Source organism: Treponema sp. OMZ 855, from assembly GCF_024181145.1.
In the GTDB taxonomy this organism is placed as follows: Bacteria; Spirochaetota; Spirochaetia; order Treponematales; family Treponemataceae; genus Treponema.
Map to the genome: position 1 here is coordinate 302259 of NZ_CP051194.1, position 13256 is coordinate 315514.

A 13256-nucleotide genomic window follows, 5' to 3' on the forward strand; every position below is an offset into this window, starting at 1 on the left:
GCGAAGTAAGCATTTGTATGCAATGTTATACGCAGATCGGCTTGCGTTCAATCTGTACGCCGAGTGCTTTAAACCGGTCGACGAGGTGTTCGTAGCCGCGTTCGATTTGGTATACATTACGGATGAGGCTTTCACCGCGGGCGCAGCAGGCTGCAATAACAAGCGCCATCCCCGCGCGCACATCGGGCGAAACCAATTCGGAACCGTGCAGGGTGCTGGGGCCGGTAACCACGGCACGGTGCGGGTCGCAAAGCGTAATACGCGCCCCCATACCGATCAGTTTATCGACAAAGAACATTCGGGATTCAAACATTTTTTCGTGGATAAGCACCGTGCCTTCCACCTGTGTCGCAATAACCGCCATAATGCTGGTAAGGTCTGCGGGGAATCCCGGCCACGGCGCATCATCGATTTTAGGGATCATGCCGCCAAGGTCGCAGTTTACTTTTAAACTCTGCTGTGCAGGTACGGTAAGGCTTGTCCCATCGATTTCCCAACGGATACCCAGCTTGTTAAACGCAAGTTTTATCGGACGCATATCGGGCGGGTTGATATCGGTAATGGTAAGCGAGCCGCGGGTAACTGCCGCAAGCCCGATAAACGAACCGACTTCCATGTAATCCGCACCGATACGGTACTCCGCGCCGTGCAGCTGGGGTACTCCGTGAATAGTCAGAATATTAGAGCCGATACCGCTTATCTTTGCCCCCATTGCATTTAACAGCTTGCAGAGGTCTTGAATGTGCGGTTCGCTTGCCGCATTGGTGATAACGGTTTCGCCCTCGGCGGTTACCGCGGCCATCACTGCATTCTCGGTAGCGGTTACGGATGCTTCATCCAAAAAAATATCCTGCCCGATGAGCTTATTTGCCGTAAATAAAAAATGACCGTTTATTTTTACCTGCGCACCGAGTTCTGTCAGTGCCAAAAAATGGGTATCTAACCGCCGCCGTCCGATAACGTCGCCGCCGGGAGGAGTCATCATAACTTTTCCGTGGCGTGCAAGCAGCGGACCTGCAAATAAAATAGAAGCCCGTATCTTTTGAGCCAGCGGCGCCGGTACTTCATAACCGGTTACGGTTTTTAATTGCAGCGTATATTCATTTGGTGCAACTTTAACAATTGTTCCGCCGAAGGATTCAAAGATTTTAAACATTACGAAAACATCTTCGATTTCGGGAAGATTCTTTAAGGTAACGGGCTGGTCGGTAAGGACGGCGGCGGCGATACAGGGCAATGCAGCATTTTTATTTCCGCTTGCCTTGATGGTACCCTTTACGGGGAAACCGCCTTCAATATGATATTCATACATGAGCTGCTCCAAACATGATAGGACGCATCGTGTCTATCCTAAAAAAAATCGCTTTTAGGATAACTTTACGTCCTTGATAAATTCCCTGCGCTCATCGCCTAACGGTAAACTACTTAAAAGGGGCAACACTATCTTAAAGATAGTCTGCATCTTCAGCATTTTTTTCCTACAGAGGGAGTGCGGCAGAGTCAATCAAATGCTGTATTTTTTCTTTTAATGCAAGACGAATAGGCAACACAGGGTAATCCGGCTTATCGATAAGCTGTACGAAGAGTTGTTTTTGACCGATAGGATTAACTTCGATTAAAAAGTCTATTTTTCCTTTTTGTTCTCTTTCCAGAATATTGTAAACGGCGGTAGCCTCAAATTCTTCTCGATAATAAATGAGAGAATTCTTTTTTTCAATATCGATAATATCCTCTACAAGCACTGCTTCCGTCTCCGTCTAATGTATAGCCGATGATACCCCATTTATCAAAGTTTTGACAAGGGGAGCCAATTCATATTCGGCTAAATCACCGACTTGAATAATATCTTTTTCTTCGATACTCGAAACAATATCACGCAATAATGCTGTTATTTCTTTCTGATACTCATGAACTGATTTTCCTTCAATTTGTATATCGATGGGGAGTTCCGTTATATCGGATAAGAGTAATGACCGGTACAGTTCATTCAGTTTTTCCGAAAATACTCCAAACAATTCGAGTGCCTGCATATCTTTTCCGGTTTGCATATATACCGGAACCTGCTCAAAGTCTTCCGCATAATCGGATAGTTCTTGCGTTAAACCCTTCATATAATTGCGGATTTCCGCTCCGGAGAATGTTGAAAGTTCAAGAGTAATATCAGTATCAACAGACTGTTTAAAAAGTTGGTCGAGTTCTTGGGAAGACAGGACTTTACCGTCAACCGCTACTTGCACGATTGTTTCGTGTTCGCGGCAGCATGCTTCTTCAATACTGCCCAATACCTCGCCGAGGGTCTTTTCATTTTCCAGTGTGTATGAAAGTTCTTCGCCGTTAATTTTTATTACCATTTATAGTCATACTCCTCAAGTTATTATCTTTTCCGGCGGCTATGCGAATAATGTATTGTGCATTAGTTGTCGGAACCGCCTCTATTTTGTCTGCTGAAATTATTGATCATATCCGACTGTTTTTGCAAATTCCGGAGAGCCCCGTCCATATTCCCGTATTTTTGCCGCAGCTCCAGCTCTTTTTTTTCAAGCGCTTTGTCGTACCGTGCGATTTTATCTTTGCTCGTTTTAATCTGAGCAGTCAAACCGTTTGTCCGGGTCGAAAAAATGCCTCCCCGCTGTACATAAGGATCTATCTGTTTGAACACCTGAAACGCAACACCGTCATCGATGAGTACATCGTTATCACTATCATAGCCGAACAGATAACGGACATCTTCAATGGAATTTTTTAACGCCTCATCGAGTTTCTTTTCATCAATTTCCAAATATCCACGCAGCCGAGCTTCGTTAAGTCCCGAACTTGTGTCCGACTTTGTCGATATACCGATTTGTGATAAGGTTCTTATCGGGGTATCGGTATTTTTGCGGTAAACATTCGCAACGATTTGGCGCAGATTATTCTTTAAGGAAGATAGTGTCGTATCGCCGAAAAGAGCTCCGAGGTTTTCTTCCGCCGTCTTACGTTCATCATCAGTAAAATATTCGATTTCATCGATAACCGCTTGCTGGTTGCTCGTTACAATATTGATTTCCGTCAAAAGCCGGTTGTATTTTGCTACAAATTCGATAATGGCATCTTTTGCCGGCTGCGGATCCGGTTTAATACTGATGCTCTCCTGTTTATCGGTTTTATCTTCAAGCTGGAGCGTTACTCCCGGAATAAGATCGTCAATCTTATTGGTACTCCGCTTTACGGGGATACCTTCAAAGATAAGAGCAGCCTCCTGCGCCTGTGAGACAGGATTAACCGGTATGTATTCGCCCGTGGCTTTTGGGTCATATACTTTGATCTGTTCTATCGATACGGTCTTATCGGTGTTGTTGTTATGCACGGTAATTCCGCTAATGTCGCCGTATTCGCTGAGCGGAATACTAAAGGTTTGAACTTCGGCCGTATCAGCCAGAGCCGGCAGCGGAATAAGCGTTCCGCGCGGAGAAACCAATGAAAGGACATTATAATCTTCCACAGGGGCAGCTGTCTGTTGATTTAACCCAAGGGTTTCTGGCAGGATGCTTGAATCGCTTGGTGCATTACTAACGGTTACACCCTTGTATGATGCGGAACCGACTTGTTCATAAATCGGTTCCCCGTTGGATGATGATGCCTCTCCTTGAGAAGAAGGTGTCCCGGAGGCTTCGGCATTGCTTTGTAAGGATACGGTATATTCCAGTACATATTGCTGTGAGCCGCGTACCGGTTTTGAAAACATGATGCGTTCGGTTTTCTGTGCCGGGATTGCAGCTTCCGTCTTTTCGGCATCTACTGCAGGCCGGTCATTCTTTTTTATCAGGCCGTTTTCGAGCGCAAAAGATAACGCATCATCGGAAAACTCCAGTTTATTCGCCTCTCCCGTCAACTGCGATTCAACAAGCAATGAAACCGCGTTGGGTGAAGTTTTTATTTCCGAAATTCTAACAATATCTTTTCCTTTTTTATTGACGGCATCGATAAAGTTCCGGTATTTTCCGCCTTGCCAATTTACCGAAAAATTTTTCTTGCCGACGGTAAAGGTGTATACGCCTTTGGGAACTTGAAAATCTTTGGATATCTCGTTCGATAAAAAAGAATCTGCTTGGGCAATTTGATTAATGGAAATTTTAAACGTCTGTTCGCGGGCATCCCGTGAAGCAGTTGCCGTTACGGCTCGTTCGTTGGAAGAGGTAACAGTCTTTTCTACAAAAGGATTGTTAAAGGAATAGAGATCCCGTGTTTTTTCGCGGATTTCGGTAGAGAACTGGTTTATCTTTCGCCAAATCGCATTTTGACGTTCGTATTTTTTTAAATCTTCAGCAGCTGAATCGCGCGGGGCACGCTCTTTTTTCATCAGCGTTTCAATGAGATTATCATATTTACCGGCTCCTATGCCGGGAATATTCATATCGGACACTCTAACCCCTTTACCGTCAAGCCGGATAAACCTTTGCTACTAGCATTGTCGGCTATAATATCAATAATCTTTATGAAACCGAATTAGTTACGTGTTTTGTGTATTAAATTTATGGATTCCAACCGTTTGGAGGTTCTTAGATAAAAAAAAGGAAGAAGAAGGGCGCGGCTTCTTCTTCCTCTTAAGTCGCGGGAAAAAGAGATAACATCCAGAAATCTCTTTTACTCAAACCCTCACTGTTGATTTAGGTTTGCGTTATTTTTCCCGATTCTTTTGAGCGCTATTGAAGGAGGCGGATAACCGACTGGGGTTGTGTGTTCGCCTGTGCAAGCATTGCGGTGCCGGACTGCATCAAGATTTGATTCTTGGTGTACTCAACGATCTGCTTTGCCATATCAGCATCGCGGATGCGTGATTCAGCAGCCTGCAGGTTTTCAGCAGCAATTGCAACACCATTGTATGCAAGTTCGAAACGGTTCTGGTATGCACCGAGGTCAGCTCTCTGCTTGTTGATCTGCTTCAACGCATTGTCGATAGTACCGATAGCCATATTAGCACCTTCCACAGAAGAAATGGTGATCATATCGCCTTCGCCGCCCTGCATACCGCCGGTAAGACCGAGAGCTACTGCAGTCATTGTACCGATAAAGAGCTTTTCGGACTGATCCATGTTCGCACCAACATGTAACTGCATCGGACCTGCTGCGGAATCCTTTGCAAAGCGTCCGGTAAGCAAGTTCATACCGTTGAATTGAGCATGGCTTGCAATGCGGTCTACTTCATCTACGAGCTGAGAAACTTCAACCTGAATTTGCATACGGTCTTCTGCGGAGTAAATACCGTTGGCAGCCTGAACTGCTAACTCGCGTAAGCGCTGCATAATATCAGTGGTTTCAGCTAAATATCCTTCTGTTGCTTGGATAAAGGAAACACCATTCTGTATGTTCTGGCCTGCTTGATTTAAACCGCGGATCTGGCTTCTCATTTTTTCGGAAACTGCAAGTCCGGAAGCATCATCGCCTGCGCGGTTAATGCGCATACCGCTGGAAAGCTTTTCTATGTCTTTTACGATGTTGGTCTCGACGATGCCTGTGTTGCGCTGTGAGTACATAGCGCTCATATTGTGGTTAATAATCATATAACCCTCCTTGAAGTCTGCTTCCGGCATCCATGCCGGAAATTATCACTGTATAAAAACGTTACGGAAATTGGTTGCGCCTTTTCCTTCGGTTTTTTACACAGTATTATTGGCTTTCGATGTACTAACCGAAGACCAATAATACTGTTATACAGGGCTTCTTAAGGGTGTTTTTCAAAGATCATGTGAGCGGGACACCGGAAGCATCCCGCCGGTTCTCGTTACTACGATGCCAAGTATACCCTCTTGCCGAAAAAAAGACAAGAGAGTTATACAAGAAATTACCGCAATAATGAGAGCACAAGCTGGGTATTTGAATTTGCCTGTGCCAACATTGCCGTACCGGACTGATTGAGTATCTGATTTCTCGTATACTCGACCATCTGCTTGGCCATATCGGCATCGCGGATGCGTGATTCGGATGCCTGCATGTTTTCTGCGGCAATATCGATTCCGACAACAGCCATTTCCAGTCTATTCTGGTATGCGCCGAGGTCTGCCCGCTGCTTGTTGATTTTCTTTAATGCCTCATCGATTGTACCGATGCTGTGGTTTGCTTCTTCTGCGGTTTCGATCGTCATTGTGCGGTTATCGCTCAGATCGCGCACGCCGAGGGCATGAGCAGTCATGGTACCGATGTACACGCGGATGCGCTGATCCATGTTGGCGCCGATGTGGAACCACATTGATCCTGTTACGGCGTTTTCTCCGCCTTCACGTGCAAAACGTCCGGTCAGCATATTCATGCCGTTAAATTGAGCGGAACTCGCAATGCGGTCAACTTCGGCAACAAGCTGGGAGACTTCGACCTGAATTTGCATCCGGTCTTCCGCGCTGTAAATGCCGTTTGACGCTTGTACCGCCAGCTCGCGGATACGCTGCATAATATCAGTCGTTTCCTGCAAATATGCTTCGGCAACTTGAATAAAGCTGATTCCGTTCGATGCGTTTGCCGAAGCTTGGTTTAAGCCGCGGATTTGAGCACGCATTTTTTCGGAAACTGCGAGTCCGGAAGCATCGTCGCCTGCACGGTTGATACGCAGACCGCTGGACAGTTTTTCGATGTCCTTACCGATACGTACATCAGTAACACCCAATGTACGCTGTGCAAACATTGCACTCATGTTGTGGTTGATAACCATAGCATTTCCTCCATGAAATGTGGTACTGAAAAGCATCCGTGCTTTTCAGGAAAATAGAGAATCTCTAAAAGTTCGGTTCGATTTTTAGAGACTCAAGACAGAATATCTCCGTATCTTTTATCGGTGGTATAAGCTAAAAACTTTAGTCTTTATGCAAAATTTTTTAAAATTTTTTGTATTTTCAATAAAAGAGCAGAAGGCTCAGATGGGTATGGCTTTTCGCGGAACAAAGACTACCTTTTTGACGGTACGGATGTCCGGTATATTGTTAAAAGTCTTGTTTATCGCCCCATTAGCATATATACTTATAGTACATTATTAAGAAAGAAGTTTGCACTTTTTCTGCGTGAGGCTTCTATATTTTGGAGGTTTTATGATTCACAAACGTTTTATGCGTCTATCGATTGCATTATTGTTCAGCCTTTCCGTGCTGATGTCATGTGCTACTACGGACGGAAACCGTTCACAGGAGCCGGTATATGAGCCGCTGCAGGGAACCGTTTCGTCGGTTGATAAGTACGGCAATCTTACAACGGACATTACCGAAGCGGCGTTAAAAGAAAAAGGGTATGAGCTTGGCGATGTATTGCTCGCAAAGCTGGGAGACAAAACCGTAACGGCTCCCTTTGTTGCAACCTACAGTGATGTTAATAGAGGCGATTATCTGATTAGAATGTCACACGGATTTACCGCTATCGCGATGAGCTATGATAACTGTAGCGGCAAAACCGGCGCAGTCGAGGGAACTCCGGTAACGCTGTCTCTTTCCAAGAAAGGCGCCTATTTACAGGAATACGAAATGCGCCACTTGGTTAAATCCGAAAAACGTGAGGATTATGCTTCCGATGCAATATTCGCAAACTTCCGCGCCGTTCAAGCGGGTTCCATTGCAGCTAACCGGCTATACAGAGGATGCAATCCGGTATTCGGAGATGCTCGCGCCCCGTATGCGGCAAAGCTCGTTGAAGCAGCAAAAATCGTAACTGTTATCAATCTTGCAGACAATGCCGAAAGCATGGCGCCGTATCTTGCCGCAGCTCCTTACTATGAACGGCTGGTAAAAGATGGACAGGTTATCACCCTTAATATGGGAATTGACTTTAACGACCCTGCATTTATCGCAAAACTGAAAGATGGACTGATCTTTATGGGGCAGCACAAAGGACCGTTCTATGTTCATTGTAATGAAGGCAAAGACCGCGCAGGTATGGTTGCCGCCGTACTGGAAGCCTTGATGGGCGCCACAGTGCAGCAGGTTGCCGACGACTATATGCTGTCATATATGAATTATTTTAACGTCAAGAAAACCGATGCGCGGTATCCGGTTATTGCGAAGATTATCACCGATATGTTCGTAAAGATGAACGGCGGCAAAGCTATTACCGATGCCAATTTAAAAGCCGTTGCGGAAACCTATCTGACCAAGACCGTCGGACTGAACGCACAGCAAATTAATGCACTCAAACAAAAACTACAGTAACGAAGCGATCTGAGCAACCGCATCGGAAAGATTTAAAGCGATTGCTTTCCTTTTGCGCAAAATTTTGAATAAAATTTTGCGCAGTTTATCTTAGAAGAAGGGCAAATACATCAGAGAAATAAAGCAGATTCCGCAGAATATATAGGCAGGGCAACCATTTGAGCCGCAATGCGGCGAAATTCTGGTTGAACAGCCTATATATTCTGCGGGCGTACTGTAAAAGCTGATGCATTTGCCCTGCGAAACGAGGCTCTATGGATACCGACGATTTAAATACCAATGAACACATTCACTCAACAGCAGGGCATGATATGCCGCCTATTGAAAACGCTGACACGGTAGAGCGGCAGACGGCGGCACCGGACACCGATACGGTACATGCCCCTCCACCTCCGCCCACGAAAAAAAAGCGGAAGAAGAGCGGATTTTTCAAAAAAGCCGGTATCTTTCTCCTCGTCCTTATTTTGATTATTCTCATTCCGCTTGTCGGGTTAATCGGATATTCATTGATAAACCGGACGAATCCTGCGCGGCATATTGCCGACGGATATTATGCTGCGGTTACTATTCGCTCTGCAAGCGATACACTGCAAAAAGGGCTGTACCTCAGCGCCGTCGATTCGATTCTTTCTTCGCCCGAAACGGCCGCTTTACAGGGGAATCTCCGCGCATTGCGGTCTAACACAACACTCCAATCCGACTGGTTTAAGCGACTGCTGAATGTTCCTATTAATATCGCTGTTTATGAGGGCAATAACGCAGCGCTTGTTGCGGATATCGGTGTCCGCTCCGCTGCCGTTCAGTTGCTTCCCCTTATTACTGCCGTTAAGCCGGAACTGTTTGATTCGATACCGAACCTTTCGCAAACCGAATTTGATATAAACGGTAATGCAAAAGGAGGATTCCTGTTTAAGCTGACCCAAGACCAGCGGCTTTATATCTGTTTTTATAAAAATCTTATTATCGCCGCGACCTCGGAAGATTTGCTCTATTCCTGTTTAGCCGAAAACTCCGAAGAGAGCGGTAAACGGCTAACGGCTCTACTGCGTGCTTCCAACCGGGGAGCGGTCAGCGTATATGCGGAACCGTCGTATTTTCTTTCCGGTATCGCGGCAAAACAGGATATCGTCGGCAACATGGTGCGAGAGCTTGCATTCCCCGAACCGGCGGCACTCAACGTCAACTTTGATGAAAACACGGTTTCTTTTCATAGCATCATCAATTGGATTTCGGAACGCTCCGAAGTAAATACTATCCTGCAGCGGCGCTCAACACTGCCGTCTATTTTATCCCGTCTGCCGGAAGGAACTGCCTATTTAACGCTGCTCAACCTCGGCGATCCTCAATTCCTCTACGAGAACACCAAAGCTTTTTTCCCTCCGGATCTGACAAAGACGTTCAATTCAACGAATAAAAACAGCTCATTCTTTTTTAACAAAGATTTGAATCAGCTTATCTTTGAATGGATGGGGAGTGAAATCGGTGTATTCGGTCATCGGGATTCTCAAACACCTGTTTTCTTTATTTCATTAAAAGATGAGGCAAAGTGCCGCTATCTATTGGAAGATCTGTTTAATACGATATTCATCGATCGCAGCACCGCTGCAGTGGTTGATGACAACCGTATCCCGCGTATTGTATTCCCCTCATGGTTGTCAGGACTGTTACGAGCCTTTCGAATCGATTTGCCGGAACCGTTTTATATGATACAAGACGGCTATTTGTATCTTTCTAATAGTGCAGAAGCGCTCGGTATGTGCAAAAAAGAGACTGATACGGGTAAACTCTTGGTAAAAACCGATGAATGGAAGAAGATTGCAAAGGCCGTTTCCGCCGAAACGTCTTTCTTAGTATACTATTCGCTGGATCGGAGTATTCCGTTCTTTTTGGAACAAAATGCACTGCTTAAAACCGCCTTTAAGAATTACGGTAAAGGCGTACTGTCGCTTCGTTTTGTGGCCGGACGCCAAGTTCATTTGGATTTCTATACCCAAAAAACCGATGCGCGTAAACTGGAAGAAATCCCCGCCTTTCCGCGTTCCCTTTCTCAGCGGCCCGAATCCGATATTATCTGCGCAAAGACTGTGGACAATGTTCCCTATGTCTTTTGGACAAACGGTTCAAATGTGCAGAGTATGAATCTTTTAAACGGCAGCGAATCAACACTTTCACTCGATGGAAAGGCGGGCATTGCCGCCGAAATAAAACACTCAAAGCTCCAATCGCTGTGGGCGGTTTCGGCTCGCGGTTCTATCTATCGGGCAAACGAAAACTTGGAACCCTTTGCAGGCTATCCCGTATTGACGGCAGAAAAGCTCCTTCCCAAACCGGTTGCTTTTAACGGCGGTATAGCGGTGCCGCTTTCTGCCGACTCCGCACTGCTCTTTGCCGGTACAACCGATAATTGGTCTACTTCCGACACAATGAATGCTAAACTGCGTGCTGCTCCCGTTATATTTAAAGACGGTATTGCAGCGCTTCCGCGCTCGTTTGAAAGCTGTTTATACCTATTTAATAAAGAAGGAAAAATCGTTGAAGGGTATCCCATTGAGCTTGAAGGAATCTTTGCTGCAGCGCCGGTATTCTTTGAAGAAACAAAGGGAAACTATGCCGCTGCTTTTGTAAGTGAAGACGGCAGGTTTTCTATCCGCAGTTTATCGAAGGATTATGCGGAGATCGCCTCGTGTGATCTTAATACCGTGTGTAAGGCGGATTTGACGTATTCTGCATCGTTGCGGGCGTTCTTTGTTGTTTCTCAAGATGGACACCTGTTTAAATTCAACACTGCGGGCGCGATAACCGACTCGTTACCGTTAAAGACAGGTGCTGCGGATGATTACTGCATCACGTTGCTCGATGTAACCGGTGACGGGAAAGACGAAATATTTATTTCGGGAGGAGGAAACGCCCTTTACGGGTATACCTCCGGTTTTGCCCCTCTGGACGGTTTCCCGCTTGCCGGCACGGGAACGCCGTACTTACTCGACATTGATGGAGATTCGATTCCTGAACTGATTACGCATGGTATCGATTCAAAAGTCCATGCATATCGGGGCGCGGCACTCAGGTAAAGCCGATTTGCATATAGCAAGGTATTCCTAAAATTCAGCGGACAGCTCTAAAAACTCGGTTAGATTTTTAGAACTGTCCGTTTATTTTATAACTGGTTTCTGGAATCACTTGCCGGTTTACCTTTTTTTTTGTATTTTACTATCATATCATTTTAAACGTTTACGTGATTTTTGAACCAAGTGGACGTTGTATCGTTAAAAACTACAGTACGTAGCATAATTTCACTTATAATGATGAAGGAGTTCATAAGATGGCAAAACAACTGCTGTTTAATGAAGAAGCACGGAAAAAACTGCTTTCCGGTGTTGAACAAATTTCAAGTGCGGTAAAAGTAACATTAGGACCTAAGGGACGCAATGTCCTGCTCGACAAGAGCTTCGGCGCTCCGACCGTTACCAAAGACGGTGTATCGGTTGCCCGGGAAGTTGAATTGGAAGATCCGTTTGAGAATATGGGAGCACAGCTTTTAAAAGAAGTTGCGACAAAAACCAACGATGTAGCCGGTGACGGAACCACGACTGCAACCGTGCTGGCCTACTCTATGGTACGCGAAGGCTTAAAAGCCGTTGCCGCCGGTATGACACCGCTTGAATTAAAGCGCGGTATGGATAAGGCTGTTGCAATCGCTGTAGACGACATTCAGAAAAACGCAAAAGAGATTAAAGGCTCCGAAGAAGTTGCGCATGTTGCTTCCGTTTCCGCAAACAACGATCAGGAAATCGGTAAAATTCTTGCCGATGCGATTGCCCGTGTAGGAAAAGACGGCGTTATCGATGTCGGCGAAGCACAGACGATGGAAACCGTTACCGAATATGTTGAAGGTATGCAGTTTGACCGCGGCTATATTTCTTCCTATTTTGTAACCGACCGCGACCGCATGGAAACCGTATACGACAATCCGTATATCTTAATTCACGACAAGACCATTTCTACGATGAAAGATCTGCTGCCTCTTTTGGAAAAAGTCGCACAGTCAGGCCGCCCGCTTTTGATTATCGCAGAAGATGTTGAAGGCGAAGCATTGGCAACCTTAGTTGTAAACAGCCTCCGCGGCGCCTTAAAGACCTGTGCGGTAAAGGCTCCCGGTTTCGGCGACCGCCGCAAGGAAATGCTCGAAGATATCGCTATTTTGACCGGCGGACAGGTTATCTCCGAAGAATTGGGCTTAAAGCTGGAAACAGCTGATCTTAGCCAGCTTGGTCAGGCCAAGAGTATTAAAATCGATAAAGAGAATACGACGATTATCGACGGCGCAGGCGATAAAAAGCACATCGGCGACCGCGTTGCCCAAATCAAGAAGCAGATTGAAAATTCTTCTTCCGAATACGACACCGAAAAACTCAAGGAACGCCTTGCAAAACTTGCCGGCGGTGTTGCGGTTATTAAAATCGGCGCCGTTACCGAAGTTGAGATGAAGGAAAAGAAGCACCGCGTAGAGGATGCCTTGAATGCGACCCGCGCTGCTATCGAAGAAGGTATTGTACCGGGCGGCGGTCTTGCGTTGATTCAAGCTGCGGAAGCGCTCAACAAGGCTGATCTTTCCAAACTGACTGAAGATGAAAAAATCGGCTTTAAGATTGTCAAGCGTGCACTTGAAGAGCCTATCCGCCAGATTGCGGAAAACGCCGGTATTGACGGTGCTGTCGTTGCGGAAAAAGCAAAAGAGAAGCGCGGTATCGGCTTTGACGCTGCAAAAATGGAATGGGTAGATATGATGAAGGTCGGAATTATCGACCCCGCAAAGGTAACCCGCTCCGCATTGCAGAACGCAGCCTCCATTGCGAGCCTCCTGCTGACCACCGAGTGTGCTATCACCAATCTCCCTGAAAAGCACGCTCCGGCGACTCCCGCCCCCGACATGGGTGGTATGGGCGGAATGTATTAGTCCACAACCCCGGTGCAGCGCGTAGACGAAGAGCGCCGGGGGATTAAAGTCTCCGCACACATCAATCCTGTGCATAACACAAAGGCTTACACACAAAAGTGCGTAAGCCTTTTTTTATCCCTATAAACCAAAATATC

9 protein-coding genes are annotated in these 13256 nt (G+C 46.1%); 3 read left to right on the forward strand and 6 right to left on the reverse strand.

What is annotated here, in order from left to right:
- Nucleotides 1-25 precede the first annotated feature (25 nt).
- From murA to E4N65_RS01570, 6 genes are all read right to left on the reverse strand, one after another.
- A complete protein-coding gene (gene murA / locus E4N65_RS01545) occupies nt 26-1312 on the reverse strand; it encodes a UDP-N-acetylglucosamine 1-carboxyvinyltransferase (protein ID WP_044013916.1) in 1287 nt (428 codons plus the stop codon).
- A gap of 166 nt (nt 1313-1478) precedes the next feature.
- Entirely contained in the window at nt 1479-1742 is a 264-nt protein-coding gene (locus tag E4N65_RS01550) for a hypothetical protein (protein WP_044013914.1), read from the reverse strand.
- A gap of 15 nt (nt 1743-1757) precedes the next feature.
- Nucleotides 1758-2351, reverse strand: a complete 594-nt coding sequence (locus E4N65_RS01555; RefSeq protein ID WP_044013912.1) for a hypothetical protein — start codon at nt 2349-2351, stop codon at nt 1758-1760.
- A gap of 62 nt (nt 2352-2413) precedes the next feature.
- Nucleotides 2414-4393 (reverse strand): flagellar filament capping protein FliD, encoded by a 1980-nt coding sequence (gene fliD / locus E4N65_RS01560; RefSeq protein WP_044016989.1) that lies wholly within the window; start codon nt 4391-4393, stop codon nt 2414-2416.
- A gap of 289 nt (nt 4394-4682) precedes the next feature.
- Entirely contained in the window at nt 4683-5540 is an 858-nt protein-coding gene (locus E4N65_RS01565) for a flagellin N-terminal helical domain-containing protein (protein ID WP_044013910.1), read from the reverse strand.
- 281 nt (nt 5541-5821) lie between these two features.
- Entirely contained in the window at nt 5822-6682 is an 861-nt protein-coding gene (locus E4N65_RS01570; protein ID WP_044013907.1) for a flagellin N-terminal helical domain-containing protein, read from the reverse strand.
- Nucleotides 6683-7055: 373 nt separating this feature from the next.
- Between E4N65_RS01570 and E4N65_RS01575 the strand changes: the two genes are divergently transcribed.
- From E4N65_RS01575 to groL, 3 genes are all read left to right on the forward strand, one after another.
- Nucleotides 7056-8162 carry a tyrosine-protein phosphatase gene (locus E4N65_RS01575; protein WP_253673753.1) on the forward strand — a complete coding sequence of 369 codons (1107 nt, stop codon included), beginning with the start codon at nt 7056-7058 and terminating at the stop codon, nt 8160-8162.
- A 254-nt stretch (nt 8163-8416) separates the two neighbouring features.
- Complete coding sequence (locus tag E4N65_RS01580) at nt 8417-11233, forward strand: VCBS repeat-containing protein (RefSeq protein WP_253673754.1); 2817 nt, start codon at nt 8417-8419, stop codon at nt 11231-11233.
- A gap of 251 nt (nt 11234-11484) precedes the next feature.
- Nucleotides 11485-13119, forward strand: coding sequence for a chaperonin GroEL (gene groL, locus E4N65_RS01585; protein ID WP_253673755.1), 1635 nt, complete (start codon nt 11485-11487; stop codon nt 13117-13119).
- Nucleotides 13120-13256: the final 137 nt, after the last annotated feature.